This is a genomic window from Streptococcus merionis DSM 19192 (assembly GCF_000380085.1).
GTDB classification, from domain to species: Bacteria; Bacillota; Bacilli; order Lactobacillales; family Streptococcaceae; genus Streptococcus; species Streptococcus merionis.
Map to the genome: position 1 here is coordinate 325,516 of NZ_KB904538.1, position 26,692 is coordinate 352,207.

Consider the following 26,692-nt stretch of genomic DNA (forward strand, 5'->3'; position numbering starts at 1 on the left):
GACCTAATCAACTGTGCGGGGGTGGGAAAACGAACTCTTTTTTGCTTGTTCGAGTTCTTTCCCACTCCCAAGACCAGATAGCCACACCTCGTTTTCCTCTGCTTTTAGTCCAAGGTCAATTCTATAAAAAGGTTTTTACACACTATTATAGCATATTTTCCCTTTTCCTCCTATTTTCCACGTTAGAAAATGGGAGATTTTGAGATTTAGCGACTAGCCCGCCATTCGGCGTAAAATTGTTCAAGATAGGTTTCAAGAAAGGCGTGACGACCCTCAGCTATGACTTTAGCAGTCTCTGTGTTCATCAAATCTTTGAGCTTAAGCAGCTTTTCATAAAAGTGCATAATAGCCGTGCCGTCATTAGAACGATAGGCGTCAAGCGTCATCTGCTCTCTGGGCACTAGGTTAGGATCATGAATCAGTCTACCAGTATGACCTGAATAGACCATGGTTCGAGCGATTCCGATCGCACCAAGCGCATCCAGACGGTCGGCGTCTTGGACGATTTGTCCTTCTAAGGATAAGGTTTTATGATCATTCTGTCCAGCTTTGTAAGACATATCAGATATGATGGTCAGGATTTTCTGCTGAAGATCTGTAGCAATGGCTTGACTATCCAGAAAGGTCTGGACTTTGGCTAAACCTGCCTCTGCACCATCACCGAGCTTATCATCTGCGACATCATGCAAAAGCGCAGCCATTTGGCAAATGAAGACATCTCCTCCTTCAGCTTCCGCAAGCCTTACAGCCATATCCCTCACACGCACAAGATGCCACCAGTCGTGACCGCTAGGCTCCTTTTCAAACATGTCTTTGACGAATGTCTCCGTGGTTTCTAAAATCTCAGACTGACAGTGCATCGTTTGTCGCCTCCTGAACATGATAATCATAGATTTCCTGAACAGTGCCTAAAGCCATCAATTCCTGATACTTAACCGTTTTGACTAGGTTTTGGTAAATCTGGCTGGATGCAATCTCACGCTTCTCTGCTTTTTCCACCACCGTCATCACTCCATCTGTGATGGTCACAAAACCAAGTTCTTCAAAAATCTGAATCATCTTAATCAGCAAAATTTGTTCAATCTTGAGGTAATTTGACAATTCCTTGAGCTTGAAGCGGACGTCAAATTTCTTGAACTGGTAGAGAGCCTTATAGAGTTTGGCATACTGAGAGCGCGTGCCATAACCTGTCAGATAATAAGGCCTTTTGATGATGTTTTTAAAGTAAATAGCAGATAGATTTTTCCCTGCCAATAAGACCGATAGTTCCTCCGGATTGTCAGAAATTTCGTCAACCAAAACCACATTGGATTGAATGTCTTCTGTCAAGACAGGCACACCAGCTGGAAGTGGTGCATTTTTGGCACGAATATCAAAGAGCTGCACACCATCAACACGAACATCAACCAGCATCAGCTGGAGACTCGTATTGCCATTCCATTGGTTGATCGACAAGGTCACAGCCAGCTCTAAAGCCTTTAGCTGTTGAATCTCATTCACTTGAGCACCATACCCAAAAGCTAAGACATCCAGCTCGATACCAGATTGATTGATACGAAACTTGAGGTGGCTATTGTCCTGCCCCATCGTCCGAGCAGAAACCACATTGAAGTCCTTCAGATAAAAGACGGGGTGCTTATGATCCATACCAAAAGGTGCCAGTTTGTCCAAAGCCTTGACAGTTTCTAGGGTCAATTTGCTCGTATCCAACTCCTCATCCAGTGTCAAACTTGGTCTTTTGCTCATATCAATCGCCTGATTTTGAACAAAGGCTACCAAGGTGTCAGAAAGTGGCCCCAGCTTATCTACCTCAAGGGTCATACCTGCCGCACCTGCATGGCCACCAAAAGCCACAAAGAGATCTGGATGTGGACTGAGCGCGTCAAAAATATTGACAGTCTCAATCGACCTAGCAGACCCCTTAGCAAGACCATCAGTAATATTAAGGACAATGACTGGTTGACTAAGCTCTTCCAAAAGCCGCCCTGCCACAATTCCCAGAATACCTGGGTTCCAGCCTTCCTTAGCTAGAATCTGGACGGGCTTGTCAAGATCTACCATGGCTCGCGCCTCATCGTATATCTGCTGAACCACAGCTTTGCGCTCGCTATTTTTATCTTCGACCAGCTGGGCAATGACTTGCGCTTCTCCCTCATCAAAGCCTGTCAACAGCTCAACAGCTGGATTGGGATCGTCCAAGCGCCCTAAGGCATTGAGCCGAGGAGCAATTTGAAAACCAACCGTCTCCTCGGTCAAACTAGCCAAATCAATTCCAGCCAGCTGGGCTAATTCCTGCAATCCCAATCGCTGAGTATGTTTAAGCACTTCAAGACCATACTTGACCAAGACACGATTCTCACCAGTCAGGCTAACCATGTCTGCAATGGTTCCAATAGCAACTAAGTCTAAAAGCTCCGTATTGACATCTTCTAATAAAGCCGTAGCCAGTTTAAAAGCTACTCCACACCCTGCCAAGTGCTTGAAAGGATAATCTGCCTGAGGATGCTCAGGATGCACTAGAGCAAAAGCTTCTGGTAGCTCTGCAGGCAAACTATGGTGATCCGTCACAATAACATCAACACCCTGACTTTGTGCATAAGCGATCGCTTCGTGACCAGCTATGCCATTATCCACCGTAAGGATCAGGCTAACTCCCTGCTGCTCGATAAAATACTTGTAAACACTAAGGTTTGGCCCATATCCGTCAGTAAAACGGTTGGGCAGATAAACCTGAGCCTCGGCGCCCATCTCGTCCAAGGTTTCCTTGACAATACTGGCACTGGTCATGCCGTCCGCATCATAATCACCATAGATCAAGATAAATTCGCCGTTTTCAATCGCCTGACGAATACGAGCAACCGCTTTGTCCATGTCGTGGAGCAAATAAGGGTCGTGCAAATCGTCTAAGGACGGATTCAAAAAGGCCTGCAATTGCTCCTCATCCTTGATACCGCGAGCATACAAAAGCTGGGCAGATAATTCATCCAATCCCTGCTTTTTGGCCAGTTTCAAAAAAGAGGTCTCCACAACAGCTGGAGACAATTTCCAATCGTATTTGGTCTTAATCATTTCTATTTCTCTACTTTCATGACCTATGGGCAAAACTCCCTCTTCGTTATAAGCCTACAATCCTTACCCATTATATCACGAAATAGACTTTCTAGGATAAGAAAAAAGATTGGCAAGATGAGCTGCTGAAAAAGGAATTCTAGCAAAATTTCGAACCTTAAAAATAAACAACTAACTTCCTTTTAGATCCAAAGGAAAGCGACAGCATTTTCGTTGATAAAGAGTGTCTTCATTGGTCTTAAATATGCCAACAGTATTTAGGTATAAGCTAATCAGCCGCAGACTCTTCTAACTGAACTTATCGGTTGCTTTTTTGTTCATACACTGCTTAATTCATTCATTTTTCAGCGAGCTTGACAACATCAGTCATTTCAGAGACATTCGATTTTGCCATTCCATCTCCATACGGTGACACTGAATGAACTTGTTCTCATCTTGTCAGTTTGTTTGTCAAAAGGTTTTTTAGTCAGGTTTTTCAAGGAAACATCACTTTTTGGTGAGAATGAAATCTCATAGCTAGCTCGCTCATTGTCTTGTTTCTACACTTCTAAGACTTACTCAATCGCTTTATCTGATTTGATGCTTTCGAGAAGTTTAACTTCTTCGGGAGTAAAGTCATAGGAGTCCAGCAAGTCTGGACGTCTTTCTAAGGTTTTGCGTAAACTCTGCTCCATACGCCATAAGCGAATATTTTCATGGTGACCTGACATAAGAACCTCAGGCACTGTCATCCCCCTAAAATCATAGGGCCTCGTGTACTGAGGGTACTCTAAAAGACCTGATGAAAAACTGTCATCTTGATGGCTAGCTTCCTTGCCAATCACCTCAGGAATCAGACGAACTGTCGCATCCACAATGGTCATGGCAGCCAGCTCACCACCTGTTAGGACAAAGTCTCCTAGAGAAATTTCATCAGTCACCAAAGTCTTAATCCGCTCATCGTAGCCCTCATAGTGGCCGCAGATAAAGACGAGATGGTCAGACTGCGCCAAATCTTCCGCATAGGCCTGATTAAAGACCTTACCTGCAGGATCTAGCAGAATCACTCGCGGCTGGCCCTTTTTTTCCAAAGCTTCATAAGCATCAAAAATAGGTTGGGCTCGCAAGAGCATTCCCTGACCACCACCGTAAGGCTCGTCATCGACATGGCGAGCCTTCTCCGCATACTCTCGAAAATTATGGTAGTTGATTTCAAGCAGTCCTTTTTCCTTAGCCTTGCCAACAATGGAGTGCTCTAGAGGGGCAAACATTTCTGGAAAAAGACTCAAAATATCAATCTTCATCATCTAGCCCTTCCATGACCTCAACATCTACTCGATTATTGGAAATATCAACGCCAAGGACAACCGAAGGAATGTACGGCAGGAGCAAGTCTCCTTTGCTTTGACGTTTTACGACCCAAACATCATTCGCACCAGGCTGGAGGATTTCAGTGATTTGCCCGATTAGCTGGTCCTTTTCATAAACATCAAGACCAATAATCTCATGGTAATAGAACTCACCATCATCAAGGTCTGACAAATTTTCCTCAGCTACCTTGAGACTGAAACCCTTGTATTTCTCTATGTCGTTAATGTGGTAATGGTCCTTAAACTTGATAATATCAAAGTTCTTCTGTTTGCGATGACTCGCAACGGTCACTTCCTTGACCAGCTGATCCTTGTCATCAAAAAGACACAAAACACTCCCTTTTTTAAAACGCTCTTCTACAAAGTCCGTTACAGCCATGACACGCAGTTCTCCCTGCAAACCTTGCGTGTTAACAATCTTTCCAACGTTAAAATAATTCATTTTTTCTCCATTTGCGTAAGTTTTTTCGTAGACCAATTTCAACAGATTTTGTAGTCAATCCTTCATCTGCGGACTCAACAAGACTAATCTGGGTATAGCCAACTGCAATCCAAAATTTCAAGCCCTTACCATTTAGGGCAGAAACCAGCAGTTCTGAAGTCTGGTACCCTCTTTGCAAATAATAATCATCAAGTGCAAGGATAGCTTGGCGCGCAATTCCCCGCCTCTGGTAGGTTTCGCTGATATAAAAATGCAGAAGGTAAAAGGAGTTAGCAGACTCATCCAATGTCCAAGCATAACCAACCAAGCTATCGGCAGCATAAATCGACCAACAGTGGCACGCATCTCTTGAAATCCAAGGTAAAGTTTCGTCAATACCCGTTATTGGTTTTAGAGGATTGCGACCTTCAACTTCCTGAAAATAAGGGCAAGCCTCATCATAAAGCTGCATCAATTGCTCTAGTTCAACATCTGAGGACTCACAGATAGTCACCCTAGGATTACTTTCTACTTTCATAATTCTTATTTTATCATTTTCAAACCACTTTCTCAAATGGCAAAAAAGGGAGTGAGACAGACTGCTCTGATACCATCACCCATCTCCAAAAGCTTATCATCGTTGAAGATTACATATAAGAAGTCGTGATTTCAATGAAATCGACTTTATTGTCTCACTTCCGCAAGCTTTGATTTCAGATTCCAAACAACTACTGCGTCAATCTCGAACTCTTTAGAAGCTAAACTACGCTTGACAATGAACCCAAAAAAGCAACGGTCTCCCGCTGCTCTACTTATTTCTCATCAATGACGAGACGAACTTTTTTGCCATCTGTTGGGACAGAATAAACAATCGTTCTGATTGCAGAGATCGTGCGACCTTTGCGACCAATCACGCGACCAATATCACTCTGATCGAGATCCAGATGGTATTCCAAAAACTCCGGTGTGTCCTCAATTTTCAAAGTGAGGCTGTCGGGTTGTGAAATCAAAGGTTTCACAATCGCAATAATCAGATTTTCAATCATGTCCATAGGCTTACACTACTTTTCTTATTTTTTAGCGTACTTAGCGTTGTGGAATTTCTCCATCACACCAGCTTTAGAAAGGATGTTACGTACAGTGTCAGATGGTTGCGCACCTTTAGCCAGCCAATCAAGCACACGCTCCTCTTTAAGAGTTACTTGGTTTTCAGCTACCAACGGGTTGTAAGTTCCAACTGTTTCGATGAAACGACCATCACGCGGTGCACGTGAATCTGCAACATTAATACGATAGAAAGGTTTCTTTTTAGAACCCATACGAGTCAAACGGATTTTTACTGCCATTTTGAAATTTTCTCTTTTCTTTTGTTAATTTATATTTAGGACAATAGCAGAGCTACCATCTCACTCTATCTAGTATAGCAGATTATTTTCAGCTGTCAAGAAAAAAACTTGACATTGCTTATTTTTTCTTATTGCGCTTGAATAGGATGACTGCTAGAGCCAGCAAAATAATCACACCAAGACCGATTAATCCGTAAGACAACTGCTCACCAGCTCGTGGTAAAATCCGGCGCTTACCAGCTACTTTGACTTCATTTTGGTCATCTTCTAATGAGTTCTGAGAGGTTTGTGAATGACCTTCCCCTGTATCAGTTGACTTTCCTTCAGAAGAAGTTCCTGGTGTTTGCGTTCCCTTTTCCTCTTTCTCAGTTTGGCTCGGGTTAGGATTAGACTGCGAATGATCAGGGACTTTAGTATTGCTATCTGAATCAGATAAACTAGATTTAGAAAGTGCTAGCTGTACCAAGAGCGGATCATGGTCAGAAGCTCTGCCATGTGCCTCCATAAATGGTGAATTGACATGGACAATATCAAATTCAGCATTCGCTAAGAGGTGATTGCTTAGTAAAATATTATCAAGCGACTGGTTATTTCCTTGGTAGAAATAAGTAAAGCGGTCGCTTTCATCGTGTCTGCTCACAAGATTGGACAGGAGATCGCCTTCAAGCAAGCGAATAGTCTGTGTAAACTCAAAATCGTTGAAATCTCCGAGCATGACAATATTCGTCTTGTCGTTTTGTGCTAGCCCATCCTGAGCAAACTGATTTAAAAGAGTAGCTAGGGTATGACGTCTAGGCTCCGAGCCAAGTGTTGGAGGTTGTACTCGTCCATAAAGTCCAAAATCTCCACGCTTGGAATTTAAGTGATTGGCAACAACGACGACTTTCTCCCCTTGGAAAACAAATTCCGCCGCCAAGGATTTACGAACACTGGCCCAAGCAGGATTGGTTGGATCAATGCGGCCAACACTATGGCTAAGGCCATTAGCTGTCCAAGACACCGCATCATTTACACCGCCAACAGGCTTTTCTGACAATTGAACCCGCTTAGGATTATAAAGGAAGCCGACACGAATGTTCCCTCCCGGTGCGCCACCATCAACATTATTTTCAGGGGCAATGTCAACGTAAGTGTAATCAGGACCTCCAAGAGCCTTGATAGCATCTGTCAAGCGCTTCGCACTAAGACTCGCATCCGTTGTTCCATCATCTGTTGCACCATTGTTATCCTGAACCTCAATGAGACCGATAATATCTGGATTGTTCAAATCATTGACAAAGGAATTAGCAATGCGAGACACTTTCTCATCTGAGGTGCTTTTCTTATCGGCTGAAAAATTCTCGATATTGTAAGAAGCGATGCTGAGTTTTTGGTCATTTTTAACAATAGCAGTCTTCTCTGGAAGTAAGCCACCATCATTAAAGGTTGGCAAGGTAGCATTGTCCACTAAAACCTTATAGTTCGTGTAGCTGTACCAAACAGGACCAGCAAGACGTCCTGAGAAGTAGTCACCAGCTTTAGCTTCAAAATCTTTCTTCAGTAATAGAGGAATGATTTCAGTGTTATTGCCATCTGGTCGTAGGGTAATCCCGCCAACCTTGTTTAACAAAGCTGTCGTATTTCCTGGTAGAACGTAGATTTCCTTGTATTTTGATGGCCCCAAAACTTTGGCATCATCTACAGCCACCAATATCCCCTCAAGCGATTCCCAAAAATCAAGAGCATCCTGTTCTGGGTTAAAGGCTGACATGCCATCACTATCGATAATGTTTTGAGGAGCAACCCGATCCTGACCTAAAACAACTGGAGCTGGCACAGGAGAAGTTCCTGTCTTTTCGATAGAGCTAGCTTTTAATTGCGTCACTGTCAAATCAGTTGTCGCCTTTTCATCATAACCACTGCTCAGATATTCCTCAACAACACCTGAAAGGGTCAGCACATCTCCTGCTTTTACATTATGCTTAGACATGTAGACATTAAGTCCATCTGAAGTCGCTGGATCATCATCTGGATTTAAATCTTGTACGAAGAAACGGCTATTGGTGTCTACATAAGTGACCACGACATTTTTAACCGTTACAGTCTGCTTCACTAAAGGAGATTCATGGGATTTGCCCTGAATCTGGGCGATAGTGACATCAGATCCAGTCTCTGCCTTAGCATCTAGTTCAGCCTTCTTAACAACTTCAATCTGGTTGAGGTCAAAGGGTTTAAGTTGAATTGTATCGCGATAGATAGAAAGAATTGCTGTCAGATTGATGACATCTCCCTGACTGATTTTAGCAGTCACGTCCGAATGCTGAAAACCAGTCCGGCTATCAAATCGCACAGCTACACTATGTCCAGCACCATCTGTAACGGAGAAGAGGGTGTTACTGTTTTTATCAGTCGAAATTTCTCCCACTGTCACCTGATTGAGAGTCACTAGAGTAGATTGTTGAGCATTCGCTAAGCTAGGAATATCGCTAGCAGTAACAACAGACTCTATAACTTGATCTGACAACTTGTGCTCTGTCACATCAACTAACTGAAGTTCATTATTGAATGCACCCAGAGTACCAGTCAGCTGAATCACTGCTCCTGTCGCATAGCCCAAGTCTTTTTTGGGATAAACATATAAGCCAGCGCCAGAATCATCCCGAATATAAAATCCCTGGCCTCCCCAGCCGTTGACCGCACTGACAATCTTGCCCGTTACCGTGTAAACATTTCCCTGAACGCCAGAAGCTCTGATTTCAGAGAGAGATGTCTGAGTGACTTCTGCGTTTTCAACCTCAGCAGCCCAAACATTCGTGTCAATAGGCGCCACAGGCACAGTATTCAGAAGTGCTGCTGCTAACAATGCACTAAGAAGAAGTTTCTTCTTTTTCATTTCTTTTCCTTTCCTTTCTATCTCAAGAGGAAGACCCTCAAGTCTCGTAAAATTTTTCAATACCTTTATTGTACCATAAACCGTTTTCAAATGGTTATTTAAATGTATCCTGTATTTTTCAAATTTTATAGCAATTTGTAAAATATAATTGACAAAACGCCATTTTAAAGTTATAATGAAAGCGAAAACAACTAGAAAATGAGGTAAATCTTATGGACAATGCTTCAATCACTCTTCTATCACTCCTAGCTGTGGGAGCCTTACTCACTCTTCTCTTTATCTTTTTTGTCAAAAAGGACATGATCAATCCCAAGTATGACGAGCGCCAAAAAACGATCAACCTCCAGGGTAACACCCTAGGTTTTGTGATAACCTATTTCTTGGCCTTTGTCTACATTCTCTTATTTCGCTTAGATTTCTTTGAGATTTCAGGTCAATTTGTGGCAACGAGCTTTATGTTCATTCCTATCACTGTCCAGATCTGCCACAATATCCTTAAAGGAGGACTTTTTGCAATTAATGTTTCCAGAAAAACCTACCATATTCTCTTCTTCATTTTAGGAATGACTGGTTTCATGATGCTCGCTCTCAATATTTACCATATGAGTTTGGAGCCAGCTCCCCTCGCTAATTTCTTTAGTGCAAGCGGTATTGGTCAGGGATTTCTAATGGCAGGCTTATGTTTGTCAGTCTCTCTCGCTTATGCTTATCGTATTTATCTTGATAAAAAGGAGATCCGCTAATGATATGGCAACTTTTAGGAGTGTTTCTCCTAATAGCAACTCTGCTTTTTGTCAGTGAAACCTTTCTGGGCAAGGATAATTTTGATGAACGCCAAATGCTTTTTCGTCTTAAAGCATTCCGACTCTCCTCTATCAGTATGTTAGCGGGCTGCGGGACCATTTTCTTTTTTGAAAAAGCGTTAACAGCATACCTAAGCCTTGGTACAGGAATGCTTCTTATCACTTATTTAGGGTCTATTGTCTATATCAACTATAGTATTTGGCAAGAAGCTTACTTTAAACCGGGAAAAGCGCTACAGTATCTTACCCTTATTTCGTTTCTCTTTTTGTCTTGGCTACACTGGTTAAATCTGAGAACAGTCCCTCTAAAGCAATGGCTGACGCCAGAATATCTATACAACACCCTTACCTTTATAACTTTTGCAAGCATGGCCGTCTCAACCATTGGACGACTACTTTGGAATCTCATCAAGAAAAACGATGACTGATTGCTTGTACTAAAATCAGTCTAAAGAAATTTCATGATAAACTTTAGCTTATATCGAACTAGATTGATATTTTTATGGGAGTGGGAAAGAACTCAAGCAATCAAAAAAAAGAGGTCGTTTTCCCACCCCCGCGCAGTTACGATGGCAACACTGGTTCAAACCGAAAAGAACCCTCGGCTTGCCCTTTCCAACAGTAAACTCTAATCGCAGTAGCTGATTGGCTTCTCATTCACCTCCTTCGTAGGTTTTAACAAGCCTAATCAGCCTTGCGGGGGTGGGACATCAAAATTGAAGCCTTTGGCTTACCAATTTTTGTCCCACTCCCAGATGTTCCACCTATGCGATAGCTGTCCAAGAGTTGCGCACTACAAGATACAAAGGCCNTTANGAAAAGCGTAGAAAAATGGCGGTAAGTCAGAAATCTTTGATTTCGTTGACGCACCCCCGTCAGGACGACTAGGTTTTTCACAGATGAAATCGAAGAAAAACCAGACGTCTACGACGACAAGGTAATAAGACAGTATACTGTGACATCTCTTTAGGCCGTGTTCAGTTAGTAAGCAAACGATTGGAAACAGCGAACCGCTGATTAGGGTTCTAAAAGTTGATTTATCAACGTATTAGAGCCTAATCAGCAGTGGTTCATTGGCGCTAAAGCACCTGATGATCTTTGCAGGGGTAAGACTAAGTTGGCATAGCCAACAAGTCTTATTCCCAACCACTGCGCTGAGATGTTTATGCAAACTATAAGAGGTGAGATTGGACTTTTTACCCAGCCTCACCCAGCTTGTCCGATACTCACGAAGACCGAATCCTTTACTAGACTAATATCTTGGAAGTTTGGCCTACTGTAAACGGGGCAATATTTTGGAGACTGATGTATGAAAAATTTGAGACTTAAGGCTGCGCGAGCAGGGAAAGATCTATCCCAACAAGCCTTAGCAGACTTAGTTGGTGTCTCACGCCAGACCATTTCTGCCATTGAAAAAGGGGACTACAACCCCACTATCAACCTCTGCATAGCCATCTGCCAAGCACTTGATAAAACCCTAGACGATCTGTTCTGGCCATAAACACAGGCTGAGAAAACAACTGCTATCTATTTTAGCACTTAGCAAATCAGAGGATTTATTGAAAAATAAAACATCCGCTTGAGAAAAGTATACCAGATAAGGTGCTGCTTTTTAGAAAAATTCATCTGAAATCTCTTCGTTCAATGCATTTTTAAGTTATACTCTTCAAAAATCAAATTCAAACGTCGTCAGCGTCGCCTCGCCGTAGCCTTCGGCTAGCTTCCTAGTTTGCTGTTTGATTTTTATTGAGCATTAGAAGACCTCAAGCATTATAAAAATGCGTATAAACATATCGAAAAGCGACAACTAACTTCTTTAAAATGTTAACTGTCGCTTTTGAGTATTAAAATTTATTATAGGTTTACTTGCTTTTTCAGGTAATAATAGAGCCATCACAGCTATCTTTTCCAATCATAAATCAATGACACCATAGTGAAATTTGGAGTTGGGTCGAATTTGGCGAGCAAAACCTAGTTTTTCAAAAATAGGATCTCTGAAATGCGCTTTGAGAATAATTTTCTGTCTAGCAACACGCCTAGCTTCTGCTAGGACTTGCTCATCTAACCGTGCTTGACATGCAAGCTCTCGCAAACCTTGAAAAGACGGGGAACTGGTCAGCGCCTGACTAAACATAGGGTCAAAATACACTATATCAAATTCCCCGTCTGGCAGGCTTTTTAGCAAGGAAAAATGATCCGCACACTGCGCCTCAATTCCCCGCATGGCTTTTTCCAATCGCTTATTGGAAGTCTCAAAGATCTGCAACCCCTGACTGACAATGAGATGTATCAAGGGATTAGCCTCAACCCCTGTCAGCTGATGGCCATGGTAGGCCATCAAAATGCTGTCGCTAGCAAGTCCCATAGTAGCGTCTAAAATTTTCAAAGGCTCTGAGCCGAGCAAATCAATGAGGGGATCATGACCATTTTTAATCCGCAACATAGCCGTATCAGGATGAAAGGATAGCTCTTCCTCATCTCGACTGACATAAATCAATTTATCTTTGTAGACAACTAAAGCACCGGCCGTCTCACCAATCAAATACCGCACACTGTATTTCTTGCGTTCCAGATAGGGAACACCAAATCTTTGGGCAAGATTTTTGGCCTCTTGTATCTTTCCAACATCAATCTTAAAACTCGTTGTCACCACAAACGTTGCCATATTGGAAGAGAGTACCCGATCCGAAACCAAATTACAATTCGCATCTCTCAGCGAACGAGGCTCCTCCTTTGACACCATTTTTTGACAAGTCATAACACACTCCGTTTTTCAAATGGCCTTCATTATAACACGAATCAGAGTAGAAAAAAAGCTTCTACGAACCTTTTCCTACTCATTAAGCATACTCGGATAAAATATCCTGACCCGAATTGGTACATTTGGCTCCCTCACGAATGAGATGATGGCAGCCATCGGACTGACCATCTAAGATGCTGCCTGGGACTGCAAAGACATCGCGTCCTTCTTCTATAGCTCGCTCACAGGTAATGAGACTACCTGAACGCATCTTGGCCTCAACGACAACCACACCACTAGCCAATCCCGCGATAATGCGATTGCGCTCTGGAAAATGGAACTTGAGTGGCTGTTGACTCGGTTCATACTCTGTCAAGACCAGCTGATTTCGGCTCATATAGCCCTGCAGTTCCCGATTTTCCTTGGGATAAAAGACATCCAATCCCGTACCAATAACCGCAATAGTCTGCCCACCATTTTTAAGCACAGCCATGTGGGCTGCAGTATCGATTCCACGCGCCAAGCCACTGACGATGACAAAATGATTATCCAACTCTTTGACGATTTTCTGAACTGCACCCGCCCCAGTCTTACTAGCATTACGACTCCCAACGATAGCTAACTTAGGCTGGTGTAACAACTCCAAATTCCCTTGGTAGAAAAGCAAAGTTGGCGGATTATAGATTTCTCTCAAAGCTAAAGGATAATCCTCATCCAAGATAGACAAGGCAGGAAAACAGTCAAACCTCTCCTTACACTGAGCCTCATCGAGATTGCGATAATGCTCCAGAATAACCGCAGGATTTTTCACCTCTGAAACGATGACTATATCGCGATCTGACAGCTTTTTACCCGCTTTCTGTTCATAGTCCAAAATTCGATTGATTTGCAGATTAGTCAGCCCTGCCTGCTTCCACTTAAAGATATCATATGCTTTCATAACTCTCCTCCACCTCTCTATTCGAAAAAACTCAGCAAAAAGTGCTGAGTAAAATTATTCTTTTCAAAAAAGTTGTAATATGATTTGTTGCAGAAGGTTATTATATTAGTTAACCCCACAATCCACGATTTAGAGAGGTACTGAAAAATTTTTTTACTCTTCTTAATCTCGACCAAAAATATCACGAGTATAAACTTTGTCAATGACATCATCTAATACTGCATCATAGCGATTGGCGATAATAGCATGACTTTGATTTTTAAATAATTCCATATTATTAATCACTTCGCTTCCAAAGAAAAGTTCACCATCAGGTAGGGTAGGCTCAAAAACGATAACCTTAACACCCTTCGCTTTGATACGCTTCATTACACCTTGAATTGAGCTTTGGCGGAAATTATCTGAATTACTTTTCATTGTCAAGCGGTAAATACCGATTGTTGTATCCTGGGCATTTTCCTCATCAAAGTTTGCAATGCTGAGAACACGATCCGCAATAAAGTCCTTACGAGTTCGGTTACTATCAACAATAGCAGACATCATATTCTGCGGTACATCATCATAGTTGGCTAAGAGTTGCTTAGTATCCTTCGGCAAGCAGTAACCACCATACCCAAATGAAGGGTTATTATAGTGTGAACCTATCCGTGGATCTAAACCGACACCTTCAATAATCTGCTGAGTATCAAGTCCTTTAGACTCAGCATAGGTATCCAACTCATTAAAATAAGACACACGAAGGGCAAGATAAGTGTTGGCAAAAAGCTTAACTGCTTCAGCTTCTGTAAATCCCATTACCAAAACAGGAGTATCTTCATCTAAAGACTTCTCTTTGAGCAACGTTGCAAATTGCTCTGCTTTTTTCGTCAAAGCATCATCTGCAAAATCAGTACCCACAATAATACGTGACGGATGTAAATTATCCTCCAAGGCTTTAGACTCACGTAAAAACTCTGGACTGAAAATAATACGATTCGTATTATATTTTTGACGAACATGTTCGGTATAACCAACTGGAATGGTTGATTTAATAACTATAATAGCACTATCATTGATTGATATGACTTTTTCAATAACCGCTTCAACAGCAGATGTATCAAAGAAATTCTTTTTGCTATCATAATTAGTCGGTGCGGCTATAATAACGAAATCTGCACTCTTATAAGCATAATCTGCATCTAAAGTTGCAACAAGCCTCAATTCCTTAGTTGCAAAATATTCTTCGATTTTACCATCCTGAATAGGTGACACACGACGATTAATCATATCAACTTTCTCAGGAATAATATCAACTGCCACCACTTCGTGACTCTGCGACAACAAAGTTGCCAAAGATAGACCGACATAGCCAGTCCCCGCTACTGCGATTTTCATAGTAAACTCCTTTTGACAAACTATTTTTGATATAGCTTCACAAATTTTTCACTCTGCTTTTCAATTTGATAGGTATCAATTGTTTCAAGTATTGAATCAAAATAGATATTATAATTGGGCATTTCGATAAATTTTTTCATTACCTCAACAAAAGTTGAAATGCTTGAGATATCAAAAACTTCTCCTCCTTTTGTTGTATGGACAATTTCAGGAATCCCACCGCGATTCGATCCAATTACTGGAAGTCCATTTGAATTACCCTCAATAGCTACCCTACCAAAAGGTTCATCCCAATCTGATGGAACAACTAAAACATCAGCAGAACGATAGATATTGTTCAAATCTGGATTAGATTTAAAACCTAAATATTTAATTCTAGAATCAGACTCAATCTCCGCTTTAAGTTCCTGCAAATCTGCTCCTTTCCCAACAATATCAAGAGTGATATTGGGATAGGCTGATAACTCTTTAAATGCCTCTACCATTTTGAAAATTCCTTTTTGCCTCAAGATCGATCCAACAAATAGGAATCGGGTATCCATATTGTGTACAATGCTACGTTTCTCATCGATAATTTTTTTTAGGTTTTTCTGAGAAAAAGTCACCGCATTTTCAACTACTTCGCAAATCTGATGCGAAGAATTGAAATATTCTTTCTCAATAAAGTGATTCAAAGTAAAAGCAGATGGTGCTGTTACAATATCAACGAAAGACAGCGCTCTTTTTACCTTTGGCTCCAAACGTCTGTTCATTCCATTGACAATAAAATTATTTTTCGTTCCCCAAGGAGTCTCTAGCCAATAGTCTCTTAGAGTTAGTACTGTTTTAATACCTCGACTTTTCGCAATTTCAATAATACCCAACGACATTCCTGATAGACAATTAAAATGAATGACATCAGGCTGGACAACGTCAAGTATCTCTTCAAAATTGCGCTCAGCTGACTTATTAAAGACTTCAAAGAACTTATAAAATAAATGCTTGAATCTGTTTTTTCGAGTTTTAAAAATATAGTTTAAATCAAACGTAGTAGTATTTCTTCTAAATATCTGTACTCCATTTTTTTTCTCATTAACAGGTTTATCAGTATCAATACTGTATACTGATACTTCATGTCCTTCTTTTACCAGTTGCTCAGCTAATAAAGTCGTGCTCTTTTGAGCACCACCTTCTTCATTATAAAATATATTTACTAAAAGAATCTTCATATTTACTCCTGTAGATTGACTGTATTATCTCTCTTATAAGTGAAACTCGCCTAATTAATACTTCATGTAGTAGGTACTCAACTTTTAAATATCTATCCGTCTTCTTGGCTCCAAACTATCTCTTATTTTTTATTAAAAATAATAATTGTTTATAGTTGCCAGTAATTAACATCATAATTCCCCACGTACCAACAAGCAATATTGCTTCAACTGCAAAGTTATAAAAAGCTTTCAATTCTAGATTTATAAAGAAAACATTGAAAACAACAAATGGTAAAATGCAGATGCTATTGACTAAAATTATTTTCAAATAGTTAAAAATACTAAAATTAATTAACTTTTGCAAAAAATAAATAGTTATTACCAGAACAAAAGTAAAAGAAACTAGTAATGCTAGTGCAACTGTTTCAATGCTACCAAAGAAAACACCAACTAAAATAGCAACGACATTTAAAGTAGAAGTCACCACTCCGACTTTAAATAACGTTTTCGCATTATTAGTAGCTTGATAAAAACTACTCAAAAAACTATTAGCCATTTGTAACCAAATTGAGGCTGAAAGTATCTTAAAAGAATCAACACTAGGAATCCAATTATCACCAAACATTATCAATATAATATCTCTGGCATTAAAAATCAGAAATGTTGATATTGGAATCCCAACCATAATCATAACACTTGAAATTTTAAAAAAAACATCTGACATTTTTTTTCTATCATCAGAAAAATTAGACATAATTGGGTGTATGGCTGGTGTGATAACTTGTGATAAAATTTGATTAGGATACAGAGATAGTTGATAAGATTTATCATAATATCCCAAAGCAGCAGAACTAAATACTGATCCAATTAATAAATTATCAAGATTACGAGCAAAATAATTAAGAAAATTACTGAAAAATTGAAATTTTGCGAAATCAAAGATTTTAAGTAAGGAGCTCTTATCTAACCGAAAATAGAATTTTAAGGAGACCTGGGAATACAGAAGTACGAAAATAACAAATGCTTTAATGATATTTGAAAGTACAAGAGTATAGACACCAAAACCTGAGAAGGCGAATATTATCGCTAGAATACCACTCAAAACATTAGCACAAAGCGTCAGTAAACTTACTTGCTTGAATTTTAAAGATTTATTGAGAACAGACTGTGGCACTATTGTAATCGTATAAAAGAAAACACAAATCCCCAGTAAAAGGCATAATTTTGTGTAAATAACATTATCATAAAGAAGACTGATTGGCTGACCTAAAATTACAAAAGCAATTCCTAGGATTGCACCCGTAAAAACAGTCAGTGAAAAGATATTGTTTATATCCCGACTTGTTAATTCCTTATTTTGAATGATTGCCGGTCCAATACCTGAATCAGCTAATATTTGAAAAAAAACTAAAAATACGTTTACAACCGCAACAATACCATACTCAGTTGGACTAATGAGGCGACTTAATATAGTAGTGATTACCAACTGAATAATGACATTGGAATATTTACCAATAGCTGTAAAGAGAATACCATCACGAAAAGATTTTTTTATATCCATTATTTCACACCTTTAAAATCTAAATGATAGTATTCAACCATATTCTTTATGCAATCATCATTATTATTCCCTTCAATTACATTCTGATATGCTAAACTATTTTCTAAATTATTATCTAGCGTTAGGGGCGTCCCTTTTCCTCTATTAGCTTTCACAATCTTTACTTGATTCTTAAAGGCTATGAGGTTAAGCCATACATCATCAGCAAGAAAACTCAGCTTTTTAATTTTGTCCTTATCAAAAAGTTCTTCAGGTCTAAAAGATGTTGGATAAAGAACTCCTCCACAACCTGTAAAAAAATTGAGATGTGAAGGTTCTAAATCATTGTACATTTCATAGTACCAATCTTCATAACCATGAAGTTCTCCATCTGTTTTTAATCTAATCTTATGACATCGTAAAGCAGAAATTTCCATAGGATGCTTACGATATGATATAAGAAGTTTTTCAATCATATCGGATCTATATAGAATATCATCATCAATCGTGATAACAAGTTCATCGCGGTAAGTATTTAGAGCGTAATAATACTTTTTGTGTGAGCGAAGATTTTCACTCAAGTACACAATTTCCAGTCCTCTTAAAAGCTCCTTTTGTAAAATTTCTTCAAGATTAAGATGAGAAAATTCTTCTGCATATACATACATTAATACTTTGTTGACTTTTACCGTTTGCTCAAAAATACTTTCTAACATTAAAGGTAAAATATCAATTCGGCTTGGAATAGTTGTAAATGATACAACTACTTTTTCAGATGGTATTTTTTGATCACTAATTATATAACCTTTTTTCTTGAATTTTTTAATATAAAAATTTTGATAGATATTAAAAAATTTATAGTAGAACTTATCAAGATATTTTAGCATCCGTCTCTCCCATTTTTAAATTAAGATAATAAGTAGTTGTAATAACCAATATAAACATAACTGTCGAAGCATTTTCCATCAGTAGATAGAGCAGAAAAGGAATCAACAGCGCTAATAGGGTTCGATATTTAAGACTTGTCTTAAAGAGAACCTGGCTAAGTAAAATTATCAGAAAAATAACTCCCGTAATAACACCATACCTCGCCAAAATATCAAGCAATGTATTATGTGCAGAATAAACAATCGCTCCATTTGTCCAAGGTATAAAGGAAATATTCAAACCATAGCCAAACCATAGATTTTCTTTAAAATATCTAATGGCTAAGCTCCAAATTTCTGTTCTCCCGGAAAAAGAAGACTTTCCAAACAAAATCCCCATAATCTTACTTACCAATGAACTTTCAGAAGACAGTATAGCTGAACTAAGGATAAGGTAGATAGTTGCAACTATTTTAGTATAACTATTACTAATTCTTTCAGAACTACCAAAGAAGCGAATCAAAATAAAAGTTATAAAACACATTAATGCCGTACTTGAACTCGTAAACAAAGTCAATAACAATGTAAAAGTAAGAAAAGTAAGTTCTTTAATGGAAATAATCTTTGTCATTTGCTTATTAAGTAAATAATAAGTTGTAAGTAAATAGATTAAATACGGTGTCGTGGCATTCTTTCGTCCTAAGAAATACGCCCTAGCATCTCCATAAGCATTTTGCAAATCAAAACCTTGAATATAAAAATGTTGGCTTGCTACTTGGAAAAGAATATATATAATAAAAAGATTAAAAGCAGACTTTAAGAAGGACTCTGAATTTTTTAATAAATTAAATTTCAAAAAAAGATAAAATCCAAAAAGTAAAAACTGACTGCCAATAAATCCGATAGTTGTTGTTTCTGTGGCAATACTAGAAATAGCTTGACTAACTAAAAAAAGAAAAATAAACAGATCCAAAAAATGCTTTTCTATATAAAAATATTTATAACTATAAAACATCGATATTAAGAAGCGGATAATCAAAAAAATATCGTCTAAAATCGCGCCATAGGGTCTATATTCTAAATAATATGGCGGAAAATAGGCTAGTAAGCCTATCATTAATAAAAGTATCTTTAAATTAATAGAGATTTTCATTCTGTAATATTCTTTCCTGTATTTTCAATCGCTTTTTCGTAAATAAATATACTTAATATCGTCAATATAACACTTAAAATAAAATTTTGCCACCAAACTAAATCATAACACTTACTAAGGTTATAAATAAAGAAATTGTGAGTAAGCATTACTTTTAAACTTCGTACTCCAATATAAGATAGTATTTTTTTTGAAAAATTCAATCTTGACCTGTAGAATAAGACAACAAACAAACTAGTTAGAGTAATAGGAATAAAAATAGCTAGAAAATAATTACTGATTAGCCCATATTTTAAATCCAATTGAAAGTCACTATATTTTCCTAATAAAATACCTGAAAAAGCAAAAATATAGATTGTTTTATAACTAAAATGCTCTTTAATAATCTTCGGTAATATGAACTTCCCAAAAATAAGATAAATCATAAATATTGGAAAAAGTGATAAATTCATAGGAAGATTCGAATTTCCTAATAAACCACATGAAATAACCAACAATGCAAGTATGCCTTTATAACTCATTTTTTTTAAATTGTAACCTTCATAAAAAATTGCTTGAGTCACGAAGAGTGAGGGTAAAAACCAAAATGCACCTACATATCCAGAACTTCTCACTCCCCCAAATAACAAAAACTTCGTAATCTCTTTGAGAAAATTAATTTGTTGAAAATATGAAAAAATAACAATTAAAATTGTACCCATTACTACAAATGGAAATATTAGAGATCGAACTTTTTTGGTGTAAAATACTTCTCGCTCTCTACTTAAACTGATAGTAATACCGCTAAGAATAAAAAAGAGCGGCATATGAAACCAATAAATATATTGTTTGTATGGAAAATCTACATGACCTAGAACAACGAGTATGATTCCAAATCCTCTTAGTGAATCAATCCAGCCCATTCTTTCTTTTAACATATCTTACAAATTTTCCTTCAAAATTTCAACAATTTGTTCAGAAGCTGTTCCATCTCCATACGGATTGCTTGCCTTACTCATCCGCGAGTATTCTTCATCATTTGTAAGTAAAAGACTAAAATTTTTATAGATACTCTCTTCTTCTGTCCCTACCAATTTTAATGTTCCAGCTTCCACTCCCTCTGGACGTTCTGTTGTGTCACGCATAACCAAAACGGGTTTACCAAGTGATGGTGCTTCTTCCTGAATACCCCCGGAATCCGTTAAAATAAGATAACTCTTATTTAAAAAATTATGAAAATCAATAACTTCAAGTGGTTCTATCAATTTTATTCGATCATTATTTCCAAAAATTTCATTTGCAATTTCACGAACTAGTTGATTTTTATGAATAGGATAAATAGCCTTCACGTCAGGATTTTCATTTAATACTCTCTTTATTGCCTTAAACATATTTTTCATAGGTTGTCCTAGATTCTCTCGTCGGTGAGCCGTAATCATGATTAACTTGCTATTCCCAATCCAATCGAATAAATCATGATGGTAATCTGCATCGACCGTTGTTTTAAGCGCATCAATAGCCGTGTTTCCAGTGACAAATATCATTTCTTCTTTTTTTCCTTCAGAAAGTAAGTGACCTTTTGAAATTTCTGTAGGGGCAAAATTAAAATCAGAAACAATTGACACAGCCTGTCTATTAAATTCCTCAGGAAACGGACTTTGAAGATTATAAGTCCTCAAACCCGCTTCAACATGCCCAACCTTAATACCTGAATAGAATGCAGCTAGTGAAGCGGCAAATGTTGTTGTAGTATCACCATGGACTAAAACAACATCTGGCTCAAACTCATCAAAAACCAGCTTAATTTTGTCTAGTATACTTGTTGTAATGGTATACAACGTTTGATTAGGTTGCATAATTTCTAAATCATAGTCGGGCACTACATTAAAAACATCTAATACTTGCTGAAGCATTTCTTTATGCTGACCAGTAACACATACTCTAACCTCGAAAGTATTGGAACGCTTCAATTCGTTAACAAGTGGACACATTTTTATAGCCTCGGGTCGAGTCCCAAAAACTAATAATACTTTTTTCAACATACTTACTCCTTATCTTTGTATATTTCTCTGTATTGCGAAACAAAACGTTCAAAAGAAAAATTATTAGTGTAGGAAATGAACGCTTGCTCTTCCTTGGCATTTCTTAAATCAAGATTCTCTAACAATTTTTTCATTCCTTCTTTTAGTGAAATAGCATCCGCTGGGGTGACTAGCATGCCATTAGATTCATTAACAATCTCATCTGTTCCTTTTATATCGGTTGCAACAATTGTCCGTTTATTCATAAATACTTCAATGGGTGTTAGTGGAAATCCTTCCCAAAGTGATGGTAAAACTGCAAAATCACAATCATTTATATAGTTATGGACATCTTTTTTATATCCTAAAAATTCAATTTTGTTAGAAATCTTATACTCTGCAACTAATTCCCGTAAAACATGCTCATGCCCATGCTCATCCTCCCCTAAGAAATAAACCTTAAAGTCATTCTCAGGTAATTCATCCTTCAGCTGCTTGACTGAATCTAACAAATATTTGTGACCCTTTTGCTCACTTAATCTAGCAATACAGAGAATTTTCGTCCCTTCGAAACCTTTTAATTCTGTAGGGATATACTCATCTTCTGGTTTACGAACCCCATTATAAATAACAATAACATGCTTTTTGTTTTTCAGAGGAAGACTATCCTTTACACCTTTACCTACTGCAATGCATATGACTTTGGTCAAAAGTAATTTATAGAGGAAGTAATTATCTTTAAAAATATTATGTGCTGTATATATAACTTTTAATTTAGGATTAAATAAGCGCAGCATCTGTGCATACACTAATCCCATTCTGTGATGGATATGTACAATCCCAATATCGTGCTTTTTAATCAATTTGTTGAGCTGAAGAAAATTTTTTAACAGTACTGAGATGGTTTTTTTTTCAATATCATCAATAGTTAAATGATTAATTGCATGCTTTTCTAAAGCATTAACCAAGTGCCCCCCTCTTGAGGCTACATATATTTCAGAAAATTCATCCTTAAATTCTTCACATAACTGAAAAACTATTTTCTCTGCACCACCTTGCCCCATAGTACGAGATATATGCAATATTTTTGACATCACTTCCTCTTTTCTACATATCCACTATTCTATTGCCCACACTCGCTTAACAAGCTTCTCAGGAATTTTATAATGTAATATTTTAGCATGATTACCAGCAACTATTGCATCAATAGGAATATCTTTTGTGACAGAACTCCCTGCACCATTAGTGACATTTGAACCAATCGTAACATCTTCTACTGTACTAACACCAGATTCTATATAAACATTATCACCAACAGATACGGCCATTTTTACTTCATTACCAATTATCGTGAACTACATAATTGTACAATATTGTACAATTATAACTAATCACTGCTGTCGGGTTAATTACGACAGGACCATTATGTCCTATATAAAATCCGTAACCGATATTGGTTTTGTACGAGATTTGTATTATTTTGGAGCTCGTTACTTTATGAAAAGGATAGAAAAATATCGCAGTATTTTTGAACAACTACAAATTCTCATTATTACAATATACCTAAAAAAAGACCTAGTCAAAAAGTAAATAACAACCGTGACAAAATTCGCTTTCCCTGAGTATCTGAACAAGTCATTTTTTATTGGTTTAATAATATTTACTTAATCCTTTTTTGCAGTAAGTACTCTCCTAATAAAAGTCACATTCCCAACAAAGTATCTTTTAAAAAGTCTTTGTGGCTCATTCATCACCCTGAATAACCATTCCAAATGCGCATTTTGCATCCACTTAGGAGCCCTTGGTATTGTGCCTGAAAGAACATCAAAACTACCACCTACCCCCATAAAGATACTATTAATGCCATCTGATATAAAACGCTCAATCAAATATTCTTTTTTAGGCGACGTAATACCAACAAAAACCAATTGAGGTGCTTTATTAGCTATATCTTTAGAAATCAACTCAACCTCATCATATGAGAAATATCCATTCCTATGCCCAACAACTTTTAACTTGGGATAATTAATTTCAAAATTCCCAAGCATTTTTTGAAGAACCCCTTCTTTAGCTCCAAAAAAGTAGACTGAATAGTCTTTCTTTTCTGCAAGCATCAGCAACTCCTGCATTAAATCAATACCTGCAACTCTTTCAGGAATATCAACTCCTAAATACTTTCCTGCAAGTACAACAGAAGCACCATCAGCATTAACAATTTCACAATTATTTACAATTGTCAGCATCTCAGGATCATCTATACATTGATTGATTTTATCTGCATTAACTCCCATCAGATGAAGTGGGCGCCTCCCTTGAATATAATCTGTATCAACTACATCAATGGTTTCTTTCATTGTTAATGGATGGATTTTGACTCCTAAAATAGATACTACTGTTTTCATTTTTCTCCCTAATCAACTTCATTTCTCACACATTGCAAAGTTACTGCAATAACTTGGTGCATATCGTGTAACGGTATTGACCTAAACAACCCCAAAGATGACATTGCCTTGGACTGGACATTAACCAATTTTTTATACTCTTTGCAAAGGTGGTTATTACGCTCATTATTAACTGGATAGTATGGCTCATCACCTTTTTCCAAAGTTTTAGAGTGTTCTTTTGTGACGATAGTTTTTTCTTGTGTATCAAATTCAAAGTGTTTATACTCAATGATACGAATATATAGCGTTTCTGCATCCATGTAGTCGACTACAGCATTCCCTTGGTAGTTTTCCATATTGAGCATTTCTGTTTCAAAGCGCAAACTACAGTACTCAAGCTAGCCTAGTTCATAGTTAAAGAACTGAACAATCATTCCTGTAAAAACAATCTTCGGAAACTCCTTATAAAAAAACAACATCAAAAAGGAGGTCGTAGTCGTCTCACTATGGAAGATCAATTGCTTATGCCCTACGCTACCTTTGCTATTATCCAACACAACGCTTGCTAGTCTTTGATTTCGGTGTTGGTCCAGTCACTGTCAATACCACCTTAACTTGGGTGGTGGATACTCTTCGTAACTCAGGTTTATTTGATTTAGATCAATTAGAAATACCTAGCGCTTACGTAGCGGTAAATGGCTCCGATAGTCTATTCAATGTCCCCCACAAAAAACAAAGTAAAAGTTATTCAGCAAAAAAGAAACGACACACCATAAAAACACAAATCCTGTTTGATTTAACCAGTCATTGGGCCATTCAGCTAGCTTTTTCAGACGGTCACATGTACGATTTTACCTTGTTCAAAATCAGTATGCTATCTTACCAACTGAAAAGTGCTATTGGTCAATTTGAGATATCTCGGCATTCACCATTTCCAATTGAGCATTTTATTTAAGGCACGATTTAAGATATTCCAAATAATGGCACAACCATATCGCAACCGCAGGAGACGATTTGAATTGAGAGCGGAGTTAATTTGTGGGATTATCAAGTTTGAGATATGCTGGTTTCAGAACAAATCTATTATTTAACTGTCCACTTGACAGGGAGATGTTTATTCGGTTCTAAAATGGTTTTATTATTAAATCTAGGGAATTTTATACCACTTTACACCATCATAGGACGCAGTGATAAAAATTTTATTCTTTCGCGATGCGACTACCCCCTACCACATATTATATTGTGCTGATCATATAACGATATATCATTCCCTAAATTTATTTCGAGCCTTCTCTTTGAAAAACAACTCTAATCGTTTTCAATAAAATTTTAATATCAGACCATATACTCCAACTATCAATATAGGCCACATCAAGTTTGACGACTTCATCAAAATCAGTTATATTACTTCTGCCACTAACTTGCCAAAGACCTGTGATACCAGGTTTGAAACTCAAACGCTTCTTCTGGCTTGGCGTATAGGTTTCATATTCCTTGACAGTCGGAGGCCTCGTTCCTACCAGACTCATGTCGCCTCGCAGAACATTATAAAATTGGGGTAATTCATCCAGACTTGTCTTTCGAATAAACTTCCCAACTTTTGTAATCCGAGGATCGTCATCCATTTTGAACATTGCACCCTGCATCTGATTGTGTGATTCGAGCTCTTTCTTTAATTCTTCAGCGTTTGGAACCATGGACCTAAACTTATAAAATTTGAATATCCGGCCATTCATTCCAACCCTCTCTTGAGAAAAAATAGCAGGGCCACCATCTTTTATGATTAAGGGTACCAGTACTATAGAAACGATAGCACAAAGGACTAGTCCTACTATAGCGCCAATAATATCAAGTGCTCTTTTTGCAATAATATGCGTCTCGCTGTAAAATCTGGTCGAAAAAGTTATAACATTAAAATCTGCTAATCGTTGTAGTTTCTTTTGAGTTTCAGGGTTGAGATCATAGGCGTTAATATTAAAACTAACATCAATCCCCATGCTCTCAAACTGGGAAACAATCTCACTTACTCTATACTTATCACTTGGTAGATTCGCAAACACTTCATCAACAACATGATATGTGGCAAATGCTATCATCTCTGCTCTAGGAATAAACTTCCCCCCAGAACTCTCATCATTTGCATCATCTAAGACACAAATCCCAACAACCTCTCCATTTAAATTCCCTGAACCGTTTAGCCGCTTTAACGTATCTTGAAGCCTTGCCTTTACGGTAAGGACTACATACTTTTTACTTTTTAATAATTTGGGATAAATATAATATCTGTACCGTTTTACGATTACATTTAAACCGTATGTCCCTAAGAATTTCAAGACGATAAATACTATTAAATCTTTTCTTGAAAATGGGATAGTATTTTTCAACAAGAAGTTAATAAAAACGACAAATAGTACAAAAATCATCTCACTTTTTGCTGTGTGGATGAACTCTAACAAATAGCCTCTATTATAGAATTCTTGCTCTGAGTCATTGACAAAGAAGACAACTGTGTCTATCAAGCCTAAAATGATAAAATCAGTAACTGAGAAATTTGTTTTAAAATAAGTACTAATAACAGCAAGACTAAACACAATTAATAGTAAATGGAAAGATATTAATTGTATCTGACCTATCTTTTTCATACT

General features: G+C 37.8%; 24 protein-coding genes and 2 pseudogenes. 4 read left to right on the plus strand and 22 right to left on the minus strand.

The features are described from left to right. Window positions 1-206: 206 nt before the first annotated feature. The 8 genes from A3I5_RS0101570 to A3I5_RS0101605 all read right to left on the minus strand — a co-directional run bounded on the left by A3I5_RS0101570 (window position 207) and on the right by A3I5_RS0101605 (window position 9,057). Window positions 207-860, minus strand: a complete 654-nt coding sequence (locus tag A3I5_RS0101570) for an HD domain-containing protein (RefSeq protein ID WP_018372864.1) — start codon at window positions 858-860, stop codon at window positions 207-209. Next, window positions 844-3,069 (minus strand): single-stranded-DNA-specific exonuclease RecJ, encoded by a 2,226-nt coding sequence (recJ, locus tag A3I5_RS0101575; protein ID WP_018372865.1) that lies wholly within the window; start codon window positions 3,067-3,069, stop codon window positions 844-846. Before recJ ends, A3I5_RS0101570 begins: the two co-directional genes overlap by 17 nt. Window positions 3,070-3,623: 554 nt before the next feature. Next, the gene (gene trmD / locus A3I5_RS0101580) at window positions 3,624-4,352 is read right to left on the minus strand and encodes a tRNA (guanosine(37)-N1)-methyltransferase TrmD (protein WP_026216865.1); all 729 of its coding nucleotides are present in this window, start codon (window positions 4,350-4,352) and stop codon (window positions 3,624-3,626) included. Further along, window positions 4,342-4,860 (minus strand): ribosome maturation factor RimM, encoded by a 519-nt coding sequence (rimM, locus tag A3I5_RS0101585; protein ID WP_018372867.1) that lies wholly within the window; start codon window positions 4,858-4,860, stop codon window positions 4,342-4,344. The genes trmD and rimM overlap by 11 nt, the downstream gene beginning before the upstream one ends. Next, window positions 4,847-5,377 (minus strand): GNAT family N-acetyltransferase, encoded by a 531-nt coding sequence (locus tag A3I5_RS0101590; protein ID WP_018372868.1) that lies wholly within the window; start codon window positions 5,375-5,377, stop codon window positions 4,847-4,849. Before A3I5_RS0101590 ends, rimM begins: the two co-directional genes overlap by 14 nt. A gap of 274 nt (window positions 5,378-5,651) precedes the next feature. After that, complete coding sequence (locus A3I5_RS0101595) at window positions 5,652-5,891, minus strand: KH domain-containing protein (RefSeq protein ID WP_018372869.1); 240 nt, start codon at window positions 5,889-5,891, stop codon at window positions 5,652-5,654. A gap of 18 nt (window positions 5,892-5,909) precedes the next feature. After that, window positions 5,910-6,185: a 30S ribosomal protein S16 gene (gene rpsP / locus A3I5_RS0101600; RefSeq protein ID WP_018372870.1), complete on the minus strand. Its 276-nt coding sequence runs from the start codon at window positions 6,183-6,185 to the stop codon at window positions 5,910-5,912. A 118-nt stretch (window positions 6,186-6,303) separates the two neighbouring features. After that, window positions 6,304-9,057 (minus strand): endonuclease/exonuclease/phosphatase family protein, encoded by a 2,754-nt coding sequence (locus A3I5_RS0101605; protein ID WP_018372871.1) that lies wholly within the window; start codon window positions 9,055-9,057, stop codon window positions 6,304-6,306. A 212-nt stretch (window positions 9,058-9,269) separates the two neighbouring features. Here A3I5_RS0101605 and A3I5_RS0101610 point away from each other — a divergent pair, with 212 nt between their 5' ends. From A3I5_RS0101610 to A3I5_RS0101620, 3 genes are all read left to right on the plus strand, one after another. Beyond that, window positions 9,270-9,800, plus strand: a complete 531-nt coding sequence (locus tag A3I5_RS0101610; protein ID WP_018372872.1) for a hypothetical protein — start codon at window positions 9,270-9,272, stop codon at window positions 9,798-9,800. After that, window positions 9,800-10,288 (plus strand): hypothetical protein, encoded by a 489-nt coding sequence (locus tag A3I5_RS0101615; RefSeq protein ID WP_018372873.1) that lies wholly within the window; start codon window positions 9,800-9,802, stop codon window positions 10,286-10,288. The genes A3I5_RS0101610 and A3I5_RS0101615 overlap by 1 nt, the downstream gene beginning before the upstream one ends. Window positions 10,289-11,169: 881 nt before the next feature. Beyond that, complete coding sequence (locus tag A3I5_RS0101620; RefSeq protein ID WP_018372874.1) at window positions 11,170-11,361, plus strand: helix-turn-helix transcriptional regulator; 192 nt, start codon at window positions 11,170-11,172, stop codon at window positions 11,359-11,361. 411 nt (window positions 11,362-11,772) lie between these two features. Here the strand turns inward: A3I5_RS0101620 and A3I5_RS0101625 are convergent, their stop codons facing one another. The 13 genes and pseudogenes from A3I5_RS0101625 to A3I5_RS0101685 all read right to left on the minus strand — a co-directional run. Beyond that, window positions 11,773-12,618: a class I SAM-dependent methyltransferase gene (locus A3I5_RS0101625; protein WP_018372875.1), complete on the minus strand. Its 846-nt coding sequence runs from the start codon at window positions 12,616-12,618 to the stop codon at window positions 11,773-11,775. A gap of 82 nt (window positions 12,619-12,700) precedes the next feature. Continuing rightward, window positions 12,701-13,540 (minus strand): DNA-processing protein DprA, encoded by an 840-nt coding sequence (dprA, locus tag A3I5_RS0101630; RefSeq protein ID WP_018372876.1) that lies wholly within the window; start codon window positions 13,538-13,540, stop codon window positions 12,701-12,703. A gap of 162 nt (window positions 13,541-13,702) precedes the next feature. Then, window positions 13,703-14,914, minus strand: coding sequence for a nucleotide sugar dehydrogenase (locus A3I5_RS0101635; protein ID WP_018372877.1), 1,212 nt, complete (start codon window positions 14,912-14,914; stop codon window positions 13,703-13,705). Between the two features lie 20 nt (window positions 14,915-14,934). After that, window positions 14,935-16,122 carry a glycosyltransferase family 4 protein gene (locus A3I5_RS0101640; protein ID WP_018372878.1) on the minus strand — a complete coding sequence of 396 codons (1,188 nt, stop codon included), beginning with the start codon at window positions 16,120-16,122 and terminating at the stop codon, window positions 14,935-14,937. Window positions 16,123-16,237: 115 nt separating this feature from the next. Continuing rightward, window positions 16,238-17,665, minus strand: coding sequence for a lipopolysaccharide biosynthesis protein (locus A3I5_RS0101645; RefSeq protein WP_018372879.1), 1,428 nt, complete (start codon window positions 17,663-17,665; stop codon window positions 16,238-16,240). Next, window positions 17,665-18,531, minus strand: a complete 867-nt coding sequence (locus A3I5_RS0101650; protein ID WP_018372880.1) for a glycosyltransferase — start codon at window positions 18,529-18,531, stop codon at window positions 17,665-17,667. The genes A3I5_RS0101645 and A3I5_RS0101650 overlap by 1 nt, the downstream gene beginning before the upstream one ends. Further along, on the minus strand, window positions 18,515-19,663 hold the full coding sequence (locus A3I5_RS11460) for an O-antigen ligase family protein (RefSeq protein ID WP_018372881.1): 1,149 nt from the start codon (window positions 19,661-19,663) through the stop codon (window positions 18,515-18,517). Before A3I5_RS11460 ends, A3I5_RS0101650 begins: the two co-directional genes overlap by 17 nt. Then, the gene (locus tag A3I5_RS0101660; protein WP_018372882.1) at window positions 19,660-20,580 is read right to left on the minus strand and encodes an acyltransferase family protein; all 921 of its coding nucleotides are present in this window, start codon (window positions 20,578-20,580) and stop codon (window positions 19,660-19,662) included. Before A3I5_RS0101660 ends, A3I5_RS11460 begins: the two co-directional genes overlap by 4 nt. Before the next feature lie 3 nt (window positions 20,581-20,583). Then, window positions 20,584-21,681, minus strand: coding sequence for a non-hydrolyzing UDP-N-acetylglucosamine 2-epimerase (gene wecB, locus A3I5_RS0101665; protein ID WP_026216867.1), 1,098 nt, complete (start codon window positions 21,679-21,681; stop codon window positions 20,584-20,586). 5 nt (window positions 21,682-21,686) lie between these two features. Continuing rightward, the gene (locus tag A3I5_RS0101670) at window positions 21,687-22,757 is read right to left on the minus strand and encodes a glycosyltransferase family 4 protein (protein ID WP_018372884.1); all 1,071 of its coding nucleotides are present in this window, start codon (window positions 22,755-22,757) and stop codon (window positions 21,687-21,689) included. Window positions 22,758-22,781: 24 nt separating this feature from the next. Next, window positions 22,782-22,991: an LbetaH domain-containing protein gene (locus tag A3I5_RS11465; RefSeq protein ID WP_018372885.1), complete on the minus strand. Its 210-nt coding sequence runs from the start codon at window positions 22,989-22,991 to the stop codon at window positions 22,782-22,784. Between the two features lie 336 nt (window positions 22,992-23,327). Beyond that, complete coding sequence (locus A3I5_RS0101680) at window positions 23,328-24,065, minus strand: WecB/TagA/CpsF family glycosyltransferase (protein ID WP_018372886.1); 738 nt, start codon at window positions 24,063-24,065, stop codon at window positions 23,328-23,330. Between the two features lie 8 nt (window positions 24,066-24,073). Further along, window positions 24,074-24,517, minus strand: a pseudogene (locus tag A3I5_RS0101685) (UDP-galactopyranose mutase); the annotation flags it as partial. A gap of 3 nt (window positions 24,518-24,520) precedes the next feature. Between A3I5_RS0101685 and A3I5_RS12860 the strand changes: the two are divergent. Further along, a pseudogene (locus A3I5_RS12860) lies at window positions 24,521-25,138 on the plus strand (transposase family protein); the annotation flags it as partial. Window positions 25,139-25,324: 186 nt separating this feature from the next. Here A3I5_RS12860 and A3I5_RS0101695 read toward each other — a convergent pair. Further along, window positions 25,325-26,689: a sugar transferase gene (locus A3I5_RS0101695; RefSeq protein ID WP_018372889.1), complete on the minus strand. Its 1,365-nt coding sequence runs from the start codon at window positions 26,687-26,689 to the stop codon at window positions 25,325-25,327. Between the last annotated feature and the right edge of the window lie 3 nt (window positions 26,690-26,692).